The sequence below is a fragment of the Olegusella massiliensis genome (assembly GCF_900078545.1).
Lineage (GTDB): Bacteria > Actinomycetota > Coriobacteriia > Coriobacteriales > Atopobiaceae > Olegusella > Olegusella massiliensis.
In genome coordinates, this window is record NZ_FLLS01000002.1 from 284,452 (window position 1) to 299,452 (window position 15,001).

23 protein-coding genes are annotated in these 15,001 nt (G+C 49.8%); 2 read left to right on the forward strand and 21 right to left on the reverse strand.

The window, feature by feature from the left end; genetic code table 11:
- Nucleotides 1-128: 128 nt before the first annotated feature.
- From BN4314_RS01510 to BN4314_RS01570, 13 genes are all read right to left on the reverse strand, one after another.
- On the reverse strand, nt 129-476 hold the full coding sequence (locus tag BN4314_RS01510; protein ID WP_068539425.1) for a hypothetical protein: 348 nt from the start codon (nt 474-476) through the stop codon (nt 129-131).
- Between the two features lie 10 nt (nt 477-486).
- Complete coding sequence (locus BN4314_RS01515) at nt 487-1,056, reverse strand: hypothetical protein (RefSeq protein WP_068539427.1); 570 nt, start codon at nt 1,054-1,056, stop codon at nt 487-489.
- A 9-nt stretch (nt 1,057-1,065) separates the two neighbouring features.
- Nucleotides 1,066-1,428, reverse strand: coding sequence for a hypothetical protein (locus tag BN4314_RS01520; protein ID WP_068539429.1), 363 nt, complete (start codon nt 1,426-1,428; stop codon nt 1,066-1,068).
- The gene (locus BN4314_RS01525) at nt 1,421-1,771 is read right to left on the reverse strand and encodes a hypothetical protein (RefSeq protein WP_068539431.1); all 351 of its coding nucleotides are present in this window, start codon (nt 1,769-1,771) and stop codon (nt 1,421-1,423) included. Before BN4314_RS01525 ends, BN4314_RS01520 begins: the two co-directional genes overlap by 8 nt.
- Nucleotides 1,768-2,211, reverse strand: coding sequence for a hypothetical protein (locus BN4314_RS01530; RefSeq protein WP_068539432.1), 444 nt, complete (start codon nt 2,209-2,211; stop codon nt 1,768-1,770). Before BN4314_RS01530 ends, BN4314_RS01525 begins: the two co-directional genes overlap by 4 nt.
- An 8-nt stretch (nt 2,212-2,219) precedes the next feature.
- Entirely contained in the window at nt 2,220-3,095 is an 876-nt protein-coding gene (locus BN4314_RS01535; protein ID WP_068539434.1) for a P22 phage major capsid protein family protein, read from the reverse strand.
- A gap of 8 nt (nt 3,096-3,103) precedes the next feature.
- Nucleotides 3,104-3,676 carry a phage scaffolding protein gene (locus BN4314_RS01540; protein ID WP_068539435.1) on the reverse strand — a complete coding sequence of 191 codons (573 nt, stop codon included), beginning with the start codon at nt 3,674-3,676 and terminating at the stop codon, nt 3,104-3,106.
- A 102-nt stretch (nt 3,677-3,778) separates the two neighbouring features.
- Nucleotides 3,779-4,198 (reverse strand): HK97 gp10 family phage protein, encoded by a 420-nt coding sequence (locus BN4314_RS01545; RefSeq protein ID WP_068539437.1) that lies wholly within the window; start codon nt 4,196-4,198, stop codon nt 3,779-3,781.
- Nucleotides 4,199-4,280: 82 nt separating this feature from the next.
- Complete coding sequence (locus BN4314_RS01550; protein ID WP_068539439.1) at nt 4,281-4,511, reverse strand: hypothetical protein; 231 nt, start codon at nt 4,509-4,511, stop codon at nt 4,281-4,283.
- 2 nt (nt 4,512-4,513) lie between these two features.
- Nucleotides 4,514-6,421: a phage minor head protein gene (locus BN4314_RS01555; RefSeq protein WP_068539441.1), complete on the reverse strand. Its 1,908-nt coding sequence runs from the start codon at nt 6,419-6,421 to the stop codon at nt 4,514-4,516.
- Between the two features lie 3 nt (nt 6,422-6,424).
- Nucleotides 6,425-7,798, reverse strand: a complete 1,374-nt coding sequence (locus tag BN4314_RS01560) for a phage portal protein (protein ID WP_068539442.1) — start codon at nt 7,796-7,798, stop codon at nt 6,425-6,427.
- Between the two features lie 11 nt (nt 7,799-7,809).
- Nucleotides 7,810-9,063, reverse strand: coding sequence for a PBSX family phage terminase large subunit (locus tag BN4314_RS01565; RefSeq protein ID WP_187369522.1), 1,254 nt, complete (start codon nt 9,061-9,063; stop codon nt 7,810-7,812).
- The gene (locus tag BN4314_RS01570; RefSeq protein ID WP_068539446.1) at nt 9,053-9,514 is read right to left on the reverse strand and encodes a hypothetical protein; all 462 of its coding nucleotides are present in this window, start codon (nt 9,512-9,514) and stop codon (nt 9,053-9,055) included. The genes BN4314_RS01565 and BN4314_RS01570 overlap by 11 nt, the downstream gene beginning before the upstream one ends.
- 448 nt (nt 9,515-9,962) lie before the next feature.
- On the opposite strand from BN4314_RS01570, the gene BN4314_RS01575 reads away from it, so the two are divergent.
- On the forward strand, nt 9,963-10,157 hold the full coding sequence (locus BN4314_RS01575; RefSeq protein ID WP_068539448.1) for a hypothetical protein: 195 nt from the start codon (nt 9,963-9,965) through the stop codon (nt 10,155-10,157).
- Between the two features lie 149 nt (nt 10,158-10,306).
- Nucleotides 10,307-10,486 carry a hypothetical protein gene (locus BN4314_RS01580; RefSeq protein WP_068539449.1) on the forward strand — a complete coding sequence of 60 codons (180 nt, stop codon included), beginning with the start codon at nt 10,307-10,309 and terminating at the stop codon, nt 10,484-10,486.
- A gap of 104 nt (nt 10,487-10,590) precedes the next feature.
- On the opposite strand, the gene BN4314_RS01585 is transcribed toward BN4314_RS01580, so the two are convergent.
- From BN4314_RS01585 to bet, 8 genes are all read right to left on the reverse strand, one after another.
- Complete coding sequence (locus BN4314_RS01585) at nt 10,591-11,355, reverse strand: ATP-binding protein (protein WP_068539451.1); 765 nt, start codon at nt 11,353-11,355, stop codon at nt 10,591-10,593.
- Entirely contained in the window at nt 11,352-12,044 is a 693-nt protein-coding gene (locus BN4314_RS01590) for a DUF6291 domain-containing protein (protein ID WP_068539452.1), read from the reverse strand. Before BN4314_RS01590 ends, BN4314_RS01585 begins: the two co-directional genes overlap by 4 nt.
- Nucleotides 12,045-12,054: 10 nt before the next feature.
- Complete coding sequence (locus BN4314_RS01595; RefSeq protein WP_068539454.1) at nt 12,055-12,255, reverse strand: hypothetical protein; 201 nt, start codon at nt 12,253-12,255, stop codon at nt 12,055-12,057.
- Nucleotides 12,256-12,269: 14 nt separating this feature from the next.
- Nucleotides 12,270-12,722, reverse strand: coding sequence for a hypothetical protein (locus BN4314_RS01600; protein ID WP_068539456.1), 453 nt, complete (start codon nt 12,720-12,722; stop codon nt 12,270-12,272).
- A gap of 17 nt (nt 12,723-12,739) precedes the next feature.
- On the reverse strand, nt 12,740-13,174 hold the full coding sequence (locus BN4314_RS01605; protein WP_068539458.1) for a hypothetical protein: 435 nt from the start codon (nt 13,172-13,174) through the stop codon (nt 12,740-12,742).
- A gap of 62 nt (nt 13,175-13,236) precedes the next feature.
- Nucleotides 13,237-13,653, reverse strand: a complete 417-nt coding sequence (locus BN4314_RS01610; RefSeq protein ID WP_068539460.1) for a hypothetical protein — start codon at nt 13,651-13,653, stop codon at nt 13,237-13,239.
- An 8-nt stretch (nt 13,654-13,661) separates the two neighbouring features.
- The gene (locus BN4314_RS01615; protein ID WP_068539461.1) at nt 13,662-14,159 is read right to left on the reverse strand and encodes a single-stranded DNA-binding protein; all 498 of its coding nucleotides are present in this window, start codon (nt 14,157-14,159) and stop codon (nt 13,662-13,664) included.
- Nucleotides 14,156-15,001, reverse strand: a complete 846-nt coding sequence (bet, locus tag BN4314_RS01620) for a phage recombination protein Bet (RefSeq protein ID WP_068539463.1) — start codon at nt 14,999-15,001, stop codon at nt 14,156-14,158. Before bet ends, BN4314_RS01615 begins: the two co-directional genes overlap by 4 nt.

The following is a 15,001-nucleotide window of genomic DNA, read 5'->3' on the forward strand; positions in this document are numbered from 1 at the left end:
GCCGTTGCCTATGGCTCTTATCGTCTCCGCGACATAGACATTAAGCGCATAGGCACGAGTATCTCTTCGGCTGCGTGATTTGCAGTAAGCCAAAAACGGGGCCACGCGATGCGGCCCCGAATACTCCCCTATGCTAAGTCCGAGGGTTCCGTCGCGGGCGAAGCTAAAAAACTTGCAAGCTGGTCATCTGAAAGCAACTCGACCGCATCCACAATGACACGCGCGGCGCTGCGAGCTGCAAGATATTCGTCAACCGTCTGCCCTTCGGTGGCAGCCAAAATAGCATTGAGGTCGTTTTTGTGCGACTGCGCAATAAGCCCTACAACCTTAGCAACAACAGCAGGGCTGGTCTCCCCCGCCTGCATGCCCTGAAAAGCTTTGAGCAGCGCTTCATCACCAGCAATGTTAGATAGCGGCCCTGCTACATCTGCCAAAACGTCAAAAGCGCGTTCTGCGGGAATGTCTGATAGCTTCATCCATATCTCCTTATGCGCCTGCGACCTGAGAGGCAAGATAAATCTCAAACGGAACAGTATCTTGAGCCGTCATTGATGTGTGAGCGGTGTACTCAAACGAGAACTCACCTTTGCCTTTGTCTTTGGATTTGATGGAAAGGCCACCAGTAGAAAGCGCATTGAGCAGGTGAATTGCGATAAAGCCTGATGCGCCGTAATCGCCAACCCACCAGATGTCTTTGAAATCCTCCGTCTTTAGATCCTTGCGAGGAACAATCTTGGTGCTGTCTGCCGAATCAACATCGGCGGCACCAGCAATGGATTTCAAGGATGTAGTAGTAGCTGTAAGAGCGGTACCTTTCATGGTGACTTCCCATGAATCAATGCGCTTTAGCTCCATCATGTTGGCGGGGCAATTGTCAATGTCATCGCCATAATCGGTAAAGCTTGGCGTTGCTGAAAACTCAGAGCCACCAGAGGTAGCAAACATGATGTCTGCTTCGTCTACTTTTCCTGTCTTGGTATCAAACTTGTTCAGCACAAGGCCAGCGTTAATAGCAAGCTGCTTGAACGTATCAGCAGGAATACGTGTGTACTTCATTGTTATCTCCTAATCTGTTAAATATTCAATGTCAACATTGATATAGCGACGCTCTGCTTTGTCATCTGCAACGGGCTGCGAAAATGGAGTGCCGCGCCGTAATAGCACCGCTCCACCATCACAGATGACCATCTGCCCACCGTACCCAAGAGCCCTATAAAGGCGCGTGCAAAGTGCGTCGACCTCTGCCGCGTGTCCCTTGATGTGCCATACATCAACCTCAATAGAGTTGACATCACCAAACGAGCTCGTAGGGATACGGTGAGTCGCGTAAGGTACCTTTGCCGTGGTGGGAGCGTCTCCTTCGACATAGCACGGAAGTCGTAGCGCGTCTTTGAGCCATGCATGAATCGCTTGCGTTTGACTAGGCATCTATGACCTCCTCGCACTCATAGCGGGCAAACTGAAAGCTGGCACAGGCTGGCGTGTGGCGGTCTTTTGCTTCGCTCACCACGAGCAGTAGCCGCCCATCTGAGGTTTTTACGCGCTCATGAAAGGCAAGCTTTACTGCGGGGTCACAGGTGAGCGTACATTTAGCCTGAGAATCAGGGCGCGTAGCTATTTCTAGCTTGTTTGTGGCGCCAGTAGCGCTTACTGCGGCCATAAACTCACCAGATGGCTTCCAAGACGAAATACAGCCTCCTGAGCCGTCATCTTCTTCAATGAGGGTAAGACGGGTGCACTTTTGTGCCATCTTTGCTAAAAGCCCCGTCATAGCTTCCTCCACCTGTTCAGTTGGCTACGAAAGGCGGTTTGCCACGTCACTGCGCCGCCTGTTATAGGGTCTTTAGCAAGCGAGTATGAGTAGCCGTCAAAGCTCTCAGATTGCATAGCGCCAGCAGTTTGGCTATTTTTCTCCTGCCACTGTTCAATCTCGGCAAAAAGGTCACGCAGCTCTTTAGGCACCGCGCAGGGTGTAATTGTGCCTGCAAAGACACCCTCATCAAGCAGGTCATCTACGCCCACCTCATGTAGGCCATCATTTAAGGCAGAGCCACGCACAAGATAGAACTGGCGTGGCTCAAGCTTTGGCAGGACAGTAGCGCCGCCTGGCACAGATGCAAGCTTGCTACCCTTAATTTGATACAAGCCTGCATAAGGCGTTGTTTCAAAATAGTTGTTGATGCTTCCTAGCACCTGTGCAGCTACGCTCATAACATCTCCTAAGCAGTGGTGCGCTTAATGGCCGCAATGAGATTGCCGTCAAGCACCTTGGTGCCGAAGAGCATGTCCAAAGAAATAGTGTCAGTCTTGGTCTTCATGTCGTAGCCATAGACAACACGAATGCCAAAGCCCTCATAGTTGAAGACGGTTGCGTTAGCGGCTCCCTGAGGAATTGCCAAAGGAGCGGTAACCAGAGCAACAGCATTCTTGTGGAACACCAGGCCGTCGCACTCGTTGGCCTTCACGTCGCAGTTCTGGTCACAGTAGCAATCCATACCAAACTTGCGACCAAGCGAAGCTTCACGCAGAGCGGTACCATCGTCGCCCACCTTGTCGGCATTGATGAACAACTCGGTGTTAAGCAGGTCTGCCTCAATGTCGGTACCAAAGACAAAGTAGCGGTCAGCAAGAGGTGCTTTAGCCTTTGTGATGGCAGCGCGAGCCTCAACAATGTTTGTCTGCGTGACTGCGGCAGATGCGGCGGTAATGGTCTTCTTTGCACCTGCAACCATGTCTTTCACAAGCTGGGCATCCATTGCATCAACAAACGCCTGCATGGCAGGAGTCAAAATCTCCGCAGAGAAATCCTCAATGTTCATGGTCAGCTCTTTGGACGTAACGTTGATAGAAACGTCCTTATGGCCATTCATAACAACGGGGACTTTGGTCTCAGTTACATCTTGGACTGCAATGGAGCCTGCAAAGTCTTTAGCGACAAAGGTGGCGGGCTTGCGGGCGTTGATGGTGTCGCCACGACCAGCCACAAACTCGGGCTCGAAGCTGCGATGTACGAGGTTAGGAAGTACTGCATTGCTGCGCAAAACATCAAGTGCTTCGCCTGCGATAACCTCGGTGGTAAGAATAGTGTTAGCCATGATTTCTCCTATTTGTTGTTGTGCTTGTATTTCAAATACTCGCCAGCACTCATCTTTGAAATATCGGGCTCAGAATCATTGCCGTTATTAGGCGGCGTTGCGGGGTCTGCGCCTTGAGTGCCAGTTGCAGGGATGAAAGCAGCCCAATCAGATTTGATGGCCTCAGCAAGCTTGTCCTCGTCCTTAAACTTGCCGTCTTCCATCTCCATAGAGGAGAGATCTGTCGCTCGCAATACTGCATCAAGCTGTTTTGCACCTACGCCTGTAGCTTCAAGCAACTTGCGGTAAGCTGCGGCCTTCTCACGATCGCTTTGCGCCTTCTCAACGTTTGCCTTGAAGTCCTCAAAAGCTTTGTGCTCATCCTCATACTTTGCTTTGTACTCGTCTGTGCCTGCTGCCTTGAGCTGTTCCTTTAGCTCATCGACTTCCTTTTGCAGCGCCTCGGCATTGCCAGAGCTTGCGCGAGCGTCATCAACCTGCTTCTTTAGGCTTGAGACGGTCTCGGCGTGAGCGTCGATGATTTCATCTGTCTTGTCATCATCGATACCCATAGCCTTTAGCATCTTGCGTGTTAGTGCCATGCTCTCTCCTTGCTGTTCCAGTTCCTCGGAACATCCAGGGGGCGTTTCTTTGCCCCTGTCTTATGTGCAAGGTGAGTATCTATTAGCTGTCACAAGGTGTTTCTATTCACCAAGGGCATCGCGCATGATTTGAGCGTATTCAGATGCATGGTCAGCTGCTGCGTCACGCAAGAAGTGAGCTTTACCACCGTTTGGGTGTGAAAGTTTTTCGTTAAACTCAACGTATGGTGCGTACTCAACGTTCGTGCCAATGTAGGCGTCTTTGTCATCTGTGGTATGCGTAATTGAGTTTCTAAGCCTGCCTGTATCCACTGGCACATCAGCCTTAGCATATCCTTCGGCAACAAGCCCTATAGTTTCTAGACCTTTGGCAATAGCTGATTTAATCGCATTAGCTATCTGCTCGCGATTGTCCTCACGTATCTCTATCAATCCGTCTACATCAGCACTAGTAAGGCCTCTGGTGTTGTTGGCAATCATGCCTAAATCAACGCCATGCTGATTGATTTCTCCTCTAGCCATGAAAAACACCCCCACGCATAAGGATGGAGGTGTTGTCACAAAATTAAGGCAAGCGAGCAATGATGGTGAAGCCGTTCATGGGCTAGTCATAGAAAACATTAGATGAGTAATCAGGACACACCTCACGTAGTTTATCACTGAGGTAATCATGCTTAGTGGATATACTTTTTTTCATTAACTCAAGAGCCGTCTTTGGAGAAATACCACAGCCCTCCGAACACCACTCGCAATCAGGGAACATTCCACGAAACGCACCTTCAATTTTCAAGTCTTCTCTATCTTCTGGAATCCTTATTAAACGCTCGCGCTCCATGATTACACCCCCTTAATGATTTGCTTAAATACATCATACGATTTAGGTAGATATCTTTTCAAGGTTTCAAGTGCCTCAGGATTTGCCATTGTGGTTTCGTAGAAGTGTGCGAACGTTTCTGTTGAAAGATTAGATTCACCAGAACGTTCCCAGTAATCTTTCTTGTGTATAGGTAGACCATATTCCACACGCTGTCCTCTTGTGTCCACTATGGTAAATGAACCACAACAAGATCCATTTGTTGCACCATTGATAATGTCTGATATGCCGCCCATAGCAGCAGGATTACTAATATACGTCTCAGCAATATCATAAGTCAGATGTATCTTTGCTTGTTGTACGTTCGCATAGCCATTCTCTCGTTTTATTCTATTGAGAGTGTTTCTAACTTCTTTCTTAACCGTTGTGCCTAGCTCCATGGTCTGCGATTGAAGAGCCGTACCGCCTGTCATATTAAAATCAACAAGGTGCCCAAATTCATGGAAGAATGTCTGATACGGTGCCTTGTCTTTCCTTATGCTAAATCCAGCAGCAGTACACTCCATATTGATATGTAATTTACCTGTTGCAGACTCAAAATATGCCAATTGACTGTCGGCTTCTTTAGCAATATCCAATTTGCTGGCATACTTCTTAAATAACCTTACAGCATCTTTGTTATCACATTTTTCAACAAGCCTATATACTGCCTTTGTATCTTTTCTTGATAAGCCACCGCTTACCAGTGGCTTGTACTCATTAGGAATGCCTACGGAGCGTAAGCTTGTTATTACCCTGCTAAATATGCTCGTTTGCTCACTCTTCGGCAACGTCTTGAATGCTCTTAAGTCCTTGAAGCCTTGGTTGCGTATCTCTTCACGCATGGCCTTCATGAGCTTTGATTTGCTCGTGCCAGACTTCTCTATACTCTTCTGCACGCTGGGAAGCTCTAAGAACTTCTCTAGGCTCCTGCCGCTTGCTGCTTCGGGTTGTCGCTCCTTAACGCCTGCTTTCCACTCCTCATAGGAAAGAGAGCCTACGCGCTTCTGCTCGCGGCCTGCCATAACGTTATGACCAGGAATATAGGCAACGAGCGTACAACGGCAGTTATACGTCTCGCCAGCAGGCGCATCAGGGTCACCGGGAAACCTACAGCCATTGTCAAACTTCTCATCAGGTTTGATGTGCGTGCCGTCTAGCTTCCTGTGAGAATCGCGCGTGCGACCATCAAGAGCTGCCATCCACTGCTTCTCGCACTCGATACCCATATCATTAGCGGATACGTATGAGTCAACACGAGCTCTGTTTTCTGCTCCTGTAATGGCTGTGCGGGCTATGCGGATGGAAGAGCGTGTGTTCATATCAGCAACGCCGCGCAAGCGTGCAGCCATATCTGGTATTGACTCGCCTGCCAGAAATGACTGCATAAGAGCGCTTCTTACATGAGACGCATTCCAACTCATATCTTTAGGGATATTGACGCGAGGAGCAGGGAGCAGCTGCTTGTCCTCGTCTAGGAGGTTAGCTACTGTTCCCTCGTCATACAGTGCAAATGTAGGGATTACCTTGCCTTGTTGTGCCTGATAGCTGCCATAGTTGTAATTTTCGGCATAGACACCAGGCAAAGCGCCGCGTATGTGCTCTGTGGCTCTTTGGTCTGCTTCTACAAGGTCACGCGCTAGCAGGTCTACAAGCCCTTGCGCCCGCCCAAGGTCGGCGCACCTTGCACTTTTCCAAGCCTTAAATTCTTTTTCAGTGCGCTTGCCAGACCTAACGTCTTGCTGCCACAGCTTTAGCTCGCGCTCATAAGCTACAAGCTTGCTCTCTAGGCGCTTGGCCATGTCCTTATGAGCGGCCTTAAACTCCTTGGCCATGAGACGCGCGAGGCGGCTTATCTCCTTATCTGCCGCATCATGTACGACATCAGACATGCGCTATTCCTTTGGCTCTAGCGTGGTCATGCGCGCGACATCGTCAGCATCTACCGTCTCAAGAATGGCTGAGGCTTCATCTGCTGTGAGATTAGGCAGCTTGGAAAGAATTGTTTTGCGGTCAAGCCACTGTGCTTCCGTGGCTATCATTTGAACCTGCTCCAGCTGGTTAGAAACACGCTGGCGCTTAAAGATAGGCGTGTCTTCGATGTCAATAAGTGACAAAAGACGCTGCAAAGCACCCGTAATTTGGAATTCAAAATCGCTGGCGTTCTCGTCTACTGGCTGATATGCCGCTTCAATCTCGGTAGCAGTTTTGCTTGCAGCAGAAAGCGCGGTTACATCCAGACCGCCAAAATCTCGGTAAATGCGTCGCTCTATGCCTTCAAGATAGGCTTGGCGTGCTTGATAGGGTACTTCTTGCTGGTATGGCGTGACTTTGCCGCCTTGGTCAGTATCGGCAGGAGCGATATGCAATACCTTTAGACGGTCACGGAAACGCGCTAAGTCGGCGTCAGACATGCCGCCGCAGTTCTCAACAATCCAGTAAATTTGTGACACGTCAGTAAGGTCATTTGCAAAACCAGATTGGATGAGATCGTAAGAATCAATTGCCTGCTGCATGCCAATGAGTGTTGATTGGTGAAGCCTACTGCCCCACATGGGGACAATGGGCAATTTCCCGCCCCAGTTATCTTCGCCTACCACCTCGGACGTGCCATCAGGATAGCGCGATACCGTCAGCAAATATGCTGTCTGCTTTTTGGTTTGTACAAGCTTTTTGCCCCTGCTGCCTGCTTTTTTTGCGTAGACATACTCGCTGTACCCATCAGGAGTGTAGAACGTGATTGCCATAGGGCGACTACTGTCAATTTGCCAAAAGCGGATGCCACCCATAAGCGCACCTGTGAGCTCGTCCCAAAGCGGCACGAACTCAGTTATCTCAAATGTGTAGAGCTTAGATCCTGACCAATAGCCAAACGCCACGCCATGAATAAGCGCGGCATACGCCCAGCAGCGCAAATCGTTATCAAACGATTGTCCTAGCTTATCTTTTGTGCCATCTCCTGCAAAGCTCACGCCAGCGCCAAGGCTATAGCTTAGGCGTTGCACATTGAGACGGTTGAAGAAGTTGCTTGCAATCTTTGAGTTAGATGCGGTGTAATCTGCAACGGGTGCGCCTGTAAGCGTAAATATTGTCTTTACGTACTCGTTGATGGTCGTATTGCGCTGCTTGTCGTATTTATCAGCCTTGAGAGCTGTTGTGTACAGCTCGCTTCCTTTATGAGCGCTAATTGCTGATAGCAAAAACTTTTCTGTTCCACCACGCGCCTTTGCTGCTAAAAAGTCCTGCCATGTGGTTATCTGGTCTGCCATATGTGTCCCCATCACCCAAATATGCTGTGATATGTCTGAGCACCTGCATCAAGCGCTCTTGCTATGCGCATTGTCGCAACCATGTAACGCAGCGCATCACATGCATGGTCATCGACCTTAAGCGGGCGTTCGACTCCTGTTGGCGTTTCATCCCAGACATAGCCGCCCAGCTCTTGCACAAGGTTTGTACAAGCACCCTTATCAATGCGCACAAGCCCCGCCTGCAAACATGCAGCGGTCTCGCGAATGCCGTCCATCACGTCATTGCGGGCATGGCGGATGCGAAAGCGCCCACGACGGCGCAACTCAGCCATGAACGAGGTCGCGCTAGGGTCAACGATGATTTCTACCTCGGGGGTCGGGACGTCTGCCACAAGGGCTAACATCGCGTCAGCATAATCAGGGTCAGTCATCTGGTGGCCTTGTGTGCGCCCCGAGTAGTAAAACTCTTTGATTGCGTGCCACGCTGTGCCGTCATATGCCCAAAGCAGCGCTGCAAAGGCGTTTTGTGTACCGTAATCAACAGAGACCGCCCAGCGCTTAATTTCATCTACATCAAGGCTTACATCGTCTTCTAGCGCACTCTCATATGCTGGATACACCAAGCCCTCTGCTTTAACCCACTCACCTTTGATATAGCGGTTGTAAAACACGCCCGAATACATACGCTCGTAGCGTTCAATAGTCTGCTGAGAAAGACTAGGGTTGTCGGTCATCAGAAAATGCAAGTGCAGCGCATTGCGATTATGTGCCTCGTCTATCCATTCCCGTTTAAACCAATGCGCAGGGCTATCAGGGTTGCAGTTAAACCACAATTTCGCGCCCTCAACAGAACAACGCGCAAGCGCTTGGTTAACAAAGCTTTGTGGCATGAGTGCCACCTCATCCATGAGAACACCAGCAAGCGTGCGTCCCTGGATGAGCATGTAACTTGCTTCATCTTTGCCACCGAAGACCTCAAACCAGTTCACGGTGTTGCCACGTCTAACCTCTAACACCTTGTCTTGGCCATGCCAGCGCAAGACGTAACCTTTGCGTGTGGGATAGGTCATAACGGTGTAAGGCACGATGATATTTTTCTTAGCGCTATCTATTGTCTTGCCACAAATGCCGAAGCGTTGACCTGCGAACTCTCTCATTGCCCAATCAACAAAAGCAACAGTCATAAGCGATGTTTTGCCGCTGCGCACCGCACCATCGCACACCAGCGCATCGTAGCGTGTGTAGGGAAACGCAAGAATTGATTCCTGCTTGTCACTGAGCACGGCGATCTAGCTCCTTTGCTCGCTCAATTAAGCTTGCGCTGAGCGCGTCATCGTTAATCTGCTCTGCTTGAGCGGGAATTTCAGGCGGATTGTCGCGATAGCCGGCACGGTTTTTGAGATAGAAGATTTGCGCCGACACAGAAGGCGGCAATTTGCGGCGCTTGATTTGCTTGCTACCATCGGGGTTTGTGGTCTCAATTTCCTCGTAAACATCGCCTGTAGCGCTGCGAAAAAGATAGTTTTCAATGACTTGCACAGATAGCGCTCGGCCCTGAGTGACCGCATCGGCGATAGCTGCGTATTTATCCATCCACACACCTAGCGTCTGGCGCGAGATGCTCATGTTGTGGGCTAATTCTTGATAAGTGCATCCATGAGCTGACCAGTTAATGATTCGCTCAAGGTTTGCAGGCTCTAGCCATAGCTGATATTTTGCGCGACGTTTCTTCATGCCTTGATTGTCGGCGCTTGGTCACACCACAAAAACAGCTTTTTACCTGCTCTTTTAAGATGTCAGGTTTGTAAGATTAGGCGAAAATAAAACCTAAAAATTTAGGCTAACTACTTGCAATTATATACCGCTAGTCTTATAATATTCTCATCAAGTCAAGGGGAGGTGATTGCAGTGAATGACTTGAAAGGGTTCCTAATCGCTCTAGTTGCAACCACGCTAGGGAACATCATCTCGGTAGCGATTCAGGAACGCATTAAACCCCGCCAGAAGGCCGGCAAGCATTCCAAGCGGGGCTAGTGCTAAGGGGAGCCAAAAGGCTCCCCGACCACTACTATTTTAGTCTGATTGGGGGCAACATGGAAGATTTGAAACTCTTCTTCATCTATCTGATGGCTTCTCTTATTTCTGGTCTGATTCTGGGGGCTATCAGGGATAGGAGGCGCTAATGACAGTATCAGAAGCACAAAAACGCGCATCGAGCAATTATCGAAAGCGTAACGTAAAACAAGTAGTCGTATCATTTTATCCTGCTGATAAAGACCTCTACGAATATCTACAGACCAAAAAGAGTAAACAGCGATATATCCGCGATCTCATCAGGCAGGATATGAACGAATACGACAAGGAGCAGCCCTGTTAGGGATTGCTCCTTTTCTTTCTGCTCATCCTTTGTCTAAGCATTGTGTCGCGCTTTGTCTCCAACGCGCGGCACTCTTTCTCGTCAAGATAACAGCCTTTGCAAAGTTCTAGCCGTTTTGCAGACGCACTCTCTACCCACACGGGGCGGACATGGCATCTACAGCACAGCGTATTTCTTCGATTCCAGCGCCCTTGGCGTTCTCGCATGCGCTGAATCGCTTTTGGCGTATGCCTTGGAAGGAAACCTTTGTGAAGCTCTACAGCGGTCATATCAGGGTGGCCAAGAAGTACTGCGATTTCTCTCTTCGTCCACTTTTCCCACGTATGTGAACGTTTTGTGTGATTTCGTACTTGGGGCAAATGCCCCAAGTTTTGCGGCTTTTTTACTCCCTGACTCACCCTTTTCCTCCCTTAAAAACTCATTGCTAGCTGCCCTAGCGATTGGCTACAAGCCTTCTGTCGGCTCCTGTCATGTGGATGACCTCACACGAGCCCACAAGGCGCGAAACTATCGCATCAGCGCCTTCTGTGTCTCCCCTACTACTGAGAGCTTTTGCCATGTCGCTCGGACTCTCCTGTGAGGTAACGATGGTAGGAAGCCCATAGGCAGAGCGGGCATTGATGACCTCAAACAGCTGTGTGATGGCAAGCTCGGTCGGAAGCGCTCGACCCAAATCATCGAGTACAAGAAGCGGAATCAGCGCATAATGCCCCGCAACTGCGCTTTCACGCCCTTCGCCGATTGCTGCTCTCAGCTCACGGAGCATGCCTGGGGCTGTCGCAAATGCGGCTTTTCCTGCACCAGATGAGATCCAAGAGGCAAGCACAGAGCAGGCTTTGAATGTCTTGCCAACGCCTGCATTCCCCCAGAGCCAAAGCCCGCGCCCAGCTTGCAAAGCATCGAGATAGCGGCTCACAAGCGGGACGTTGCAGTAGGCGCTTGGCACGCCAAGACGAGCCATACGCACATCAAACGGCACTTCTACAGGCATCAACTGGGCTGCTTCGGCATCGGTGATTTCCTGCATGCTTACGCTTTTGCCCTGGTGAGTGGCGAGATACGCGTCAATGCCTGCCTCATCGACGGGGAAAAACCTGCTTCCTATCAAAACGCTGCTGCCATCTGGTGAGAGATTCCATTGGAGTTTTTGAGCGCTTGAGCTGGCAATTCTCGCAAGTGCCGCTGCGATTGTGCTCATGGTGCCACCTCCCCCGAATAGGCTGCGTATTTGTCGCCTAGACTGGATGCTGTGTCACGCGCCTTCACCTGTGGTTCTCCTCGGTTTCTAGCGCGAGAATTCCAGCCTGAGCAGGCAATTTTCCAGTCAGAAAGCGCCTGCCCATTGGCCTTTTTCCAGCCCTGGCTGGCGTAGTAGGAAACGAAGGTTTCGGGGTCAACGTGGGTGAAGTTGTGCTCTGCGACGTAGGCAGCAACCTCTTCGACGGTTGGCTTGTGATTTTTTGAACAGGATTTTTCTTTCTTGGGTATTCCGTTAGGAATACCTTCTTTCTTATTACTATTACCCTTACTCTTAGTTCCCTCAATTTTCGGGGTTCTGTTCATTGCAGAATCGCTATTCTGTTCATTCGATTTCTGCGGTTCTGTTCCCTCAATTTTCGGGGTTCTGTTCATTTGGTTTTTACGGTTCTGTTCATTTGTCGTATCTGCCTTGGTCTTTCTTACCTCAGCACTCTTCAAACCTGCGACACGCTTATTACGGCTCTCGTCCAAAGAAGGACGGATAGCGGTAATTACCGCCAGAGCCGCCCCTTCTGCTTCAGGCTCAATTCCATAGGCTAGATACTCAAGAATCGCGGTGTAGTACTTCTCACGGTCTTCCCGTGTCATCGCTTGCCCCGCGTCAATGTATGAATCAAAGATATTCATGAGTCCCCGCCTAAAGATTTTCCAAGGGCTTTGCTCCGCCATAAGGAATTCGGTCTTTGCATGTAATAAATGTCGGCAACCATGGGTGTTTACCTGTGGGCTCTTCGCCCGTGAATCCATAGTGCAGAAGAGCAAGTAAGAACTCGCTCCCCTGCTTCTTGGTCATCATGGCAGCCGCTTCATACATATCATCTTGGATTATGACTGGCATAACGATGTCCTCTTTTACTCAGCTGTTGGCGCGTTTTCATGGGCTTTGTGCTCAAGAAATGCTTGAATTTCATGCCATATATCGAAAAATTCTTCGCGGGTAAGCCCGTAATCGTCGCAATAAACATCGAGATAGCAGTCCGCATGTCCTAAAACCTTGTTGATAAGTTGCGCTACCGCATCAAGATTTGGCACCCCATCAAGTACAACAACATCAGATGTAATAGACACTACTTGAGTGCCTGGTAGCTCATAAATGGTGCAGTTTTGCGCTTCCATCGTTTGATTTACTTGCTCTTCAAAGGGCAACTCTTCTTGAATCGGTTCAATGCTTAGCTCAACTGGTGTGCTCAGTAGCTGCAAGCGTGATAGCTCTCCTGCGTCTTTTGCAGACGGTACCGCTTCAAACGCAAGCTTTCCTATGCCTGCGCTGCACTCAAATTTTTTGTAGTTTGCCTTTATTTTCATGGTGGTAATCCCTTTTCTTAATCCTCGTGAGTGTTTTCAAATGAGATATCCACCTCGGTTTTATAGCTGTATCTCAGACTCCCTAGCATGCACTTGAGCAGGGCGTCACACATCGCGTCTTGTGTTCCTTCTTCTGCAAGCTTGCACTTGAGAACTTTCTTAACCTGCTCTTGCATTTCGTCTGCCGCTTCTTCAAGAGCTTTTGTAGCCGCATCTCTGACGGCTTTGTTAACAAGATATTCGAGCAGCGTTTTGTCGTGTCTGTAAGTAGATGCTCGACCGCTCGAATCTACCCTTGTGCTAAGCACCATGCTAATAAGTTGCTGTGCAAGCTCTTCTTTGCCTAGTAGGCTCTGCGAGACGCTCGCAATAACGGTTTTCTTCACTACTCCTTCTAGGTATTCGGGGTCGATACCAAGGTCAATACCAACAATCGGCTTTTTATCGTTCATTTTTATCTCCTGTGTTCTCGTCAAAAAGTTACTGTTGCTTCGGCTCTGTGCGTATAAGTCCGCTAGTCATTGCAGCTCACCACCCTTGCGCCACAGTTAGGGCAGTAAGCCCAGTCAATAGGGCTATTGATGTGATATTCATCTGCAAAAAATGTCTCTCCGCAAGATGAGCAGATAAAGTTGTCGTTTCTAAATTCGAGAGGAGACTCCCTGTTGTACCTAATCTGCTTGTTCTCGCACACAGGGTCTATGAGGTCTGCTAGGCGATTGTGCAGCTCCTCGTAATCGCACGGGTGCATCGAATCGGGTGGGAAGCATCCGAACAAAGCGTTGTGGATTTGGCTGTAATCAGCTTCATCAGAGCGGTTCGCTTCAATGACTAGTCCGTCCCTTTCCCACTCATCAAGTGCGGCATAAACATCGTCTGGAAGTGCTCTCAGTTTTCTTGCTACCTCTGTGCGTTCGTTTGAGTTGGTCATTTCAGCTCCTAGAAGGGTATATCCTCGTCATAAACGTCTGGTGCTGGTGCCTGCTGTGGCGCGTTATAAGCAGGTGCAGGGGCATAATTGGGTGTTTGTTGCTGCTGATGTGCTTGCGTCTGCTGTGCTGGGGCTGGCTTGCTCTGCGCGTATGGTTGGGCGGATGCAGGTTGGCTTTTTCGTGGCGGCAAGACAATGTTTTGGCACACAACTTCAAGCTTTGAGCGCTTATTTCCGTCTTTATCAGTCCAAGACGAATAGCGCAGCTCGCCTTCGATGGTCACTTTCATGCCTTTGGCAAGAATGCTCGATAGTGACTGTGCTCGCGCTCCAAAGATGGTGCAGTCGATAAAGTTTGGCACGTCTTCCCACTCACCATTTGCGCCTTTGACGCTGCGATTACTCGCAATGCCAAACTTGAGCACTGACGCGCCGCCATTTGTCGCCATTAGCTCAGCGTCACGGGTAAGATTGCCTGTGAGCACCACGGTGTTGATATCGCTCATGCCTTGCTCCATCCGCTTTTAGCTTGAGAGTCAGCTGCTGGTGCTACTGGTGCTCCCATGACAAAGTTGCCTACAGCCTGTAGATAGGCGTCGCTATCGGTTGGCTTGCCGCAGGCGTCGATAATCGCGTGAGCGGCTTCATTCGGCGTGATGCCGTGTGCCTGTGCGTAGTGTTCGGATGCGTCGCGCATAAACTCTCGGGTCTCTGCTGTAAGACTGCTTTGCTTTGGCTGTGGTGGCTCATAGTTTGTTGGAACAGACTCTACGGTTGCCGTCACAGGCTGGGGGCACATCTCGTCGTTGATGTACATGCCTGAGAACTCGTTTGGGTAGGCAAGACGCCATGCGGTAGCCTTGGCCACCTTGTTAATCATCACACCAGGCATCTTCGCCCAGTTGCTTTTACCAGTGGAAAAGTCGTTTAGCGACACTTCGGCGTAAGCGGGGACTTTACCATCGGTGAAGTGAACTTTTGCCCAGCCGCCGACGAGCTTTTCGCCTAGCTCGGAATAGACTGCGCTGCCTGCTCGGTGTTCGATGCCACGCTGCTCTGAAAAGATGACCACGCCATCTTCTATGCCGCCGTAGTTGTCTGCCTTATTTGCGCGGCGATTGAAGACTTGAAAGCCTGTGATAATCTGTGCGGGGCTGTTGCCGTACTTGATGAGATAGGCGTCTTTCGCACCAATTGGGTCGAGATTGTGCTTGGCGCAGTGTGCGAGGAAAAGAGCTACCTCTTTTGGTGTTGCGTCTTTGCAGACAAGGTTAATAACGTCTTGTGCTGAAAACTTTACAAGCTTTCCTGCATCGTCGGTAAATGAGACTAAATCAGTTGTTGCCAT

What these genes read in the sequence shown, in the direction of transcription:
- BN4314_RS01545 (WP_068539437.1), bottom strand. Translation starts at nt 4,198, where the DNA reads ATGGCTAGAGGAGAAATCAATCAGCATGGCGTTGATTTAGGCATGATT.
- BN4314_RS01530 (WP_068539432.1), bottom strand. Translation starts at nt 2,211, where the DNA reads ATGAGCGTAGCTGCACAGGTGCTAGGAAGCATCAACAACTATTTTGAA.
- BN4314_RS01580 (WP_068539449.1), top strand. Translation starts at nt 10,307, where the DNA reads ATGGCATCTACAGCACAGCGTATTTCTTCGATTCCAGCGCCCTTGGCG.
- BN4314_RS01510 (WP_068539425.1), bottom strand. Translation starts at nt 476, where the DNA reads ATGAAGCTATCAGACATTCCCGCAGAACGCGCTTTTGACGTTTTGGCA.
- BN4314_RS01540 (WP_068539435.1), bottom strand. Translation starts at nt 3,676, where the DNA reads ATGGCACTAACACGCAAGATGCTAAAGGCTATGGGTATCGATGATGAC.
- BN4314_RS01570 (WP_068539446.1), bottom strand. Translation starts at nt 9,514, where the DNA reads ATGAAGAAACGTCGCGCAAAATATCAGCTATGGCTAGAGCCTGCAAAC.
- bet (WP_068539463.1), bottom strand. Translation starts at nt 15,001, where the DNA reads ATGGCAACAACTGATTTAGTCTCATTTACCGACGATGCAGGAAAGCTT.
- BN4314_RS01600 (WP_068539456.1), bottom strand. Translation starts at nt 12,722, where the DNA reads ATGAAAATAAAGGCAAACTACAAAAAATTTGAGTGCAGCGCAGGCATA.
- BN4314_RS01525 (WP_068539431.1), bottom strand. Translation starts at nt 1,771, where the DNA reads ATGACGGGGCTTTTAGCAAAGATGGCACAAAAGTGCACCCGTCTTACC.
- BN4314_RS01535 (WP_068539434.1), bottom strand. Translation starts at nt 3,095, where the DNA reads ATGGCTAACACTATTCTTACCACCGAGGTTATCGCAGGCGAAGCACTT.
- BN4314_RS01520 (WP_068539429.1), bottom strand. Translation starts at nt 1,428, where the DNA reads ATGCCTAGTCAAACGCAAGCGATTCATGCATGGCTCAAAGACGCGCTA.
- BN4314_RS01515 (WP_068539427.1), bottom strand. Translation starts at nt 1,056, where the DNA reads ATGAAGTACACACGTATTCCTGCTGATACGTTCAAGCAGCTTGCTATT.
- BN4314_RS01590 (WP_068539452.1), bottom strand. Translation starts at nt 12,044, where the DNA reads ATGAATATCTTTGATTCATACATTGACGCGGGGCAAGCGATGACACGG.
- BN4314_RS01575 (WP_068539448.1), top strand. Translation starts at nt 9,963, where the DNA reads ATGACAGTATCAGAAGCACAAAAACGCGCATCGAGCAATTATCGAAAG.
- BN4314_RS01595 (WP_068539454.1), bottom strand. Translation starts at nt 12,255, where the DNA reads ATGCCAGTCATAATCCAAGATGATATGTATGAAGCGGCTGCCATGATG.
- BN4314_RS01550 (WP_068539439.1), bottom strand. Translation starts at nt 4,511, where the DNA reads ATGGAGCGCGAGCGTTTAATAAGGATTCCAGAAGATAGAGAAGACTTG.
- BN4314_RS01585 (WP_068539451.1), bottom strand. Translation starts at nt 11,355, where the DNA reads ATGAGCACAATCGCAGCGGCACTTGCGAGAATTGCCAGCTCAAGCGCT.
- BN4314_RS01615 (WP_068539461.1), bottom strand. Translation starts at nt 14,159, where the DNA reads ATGAGCGATATCAACACCGTGGTGCTCACAGGCAATCTTACCCGTGAC.
- BN4314_RS01605 (WP_068539458.1), bottom strand. Translation starts at nt 13,174, where the DNA reads ATGAACGATAAAAAGCCGATTGTTGGTATTGACCTTGGTATCGACCCC.
- BN4314_RS01610 (WP_068539460.1), bottom strand. Translation starts at nt 13,653, where the DNA reads ATGACCAACTCAAACGAACGCACAGAGGTAGCAAGAAAACTGAGAGCA.
- BN4314_RS01560 (WP_068539442.1), bottom strand. Translation starts at nt 7,798, where the DNA reads ATGGCAGACCAGATAACCACATGGCAGGACTTTTTAGCAGCAAAGGCG.
- BN4314_RS01555 (WP_068539441.1), bottom strand. Translation starts at nt 6,421, where the DNA reads ATGTCTGATGTCGTACATGATGCGGCAGATAAGGAGATAAGCCGCCTC.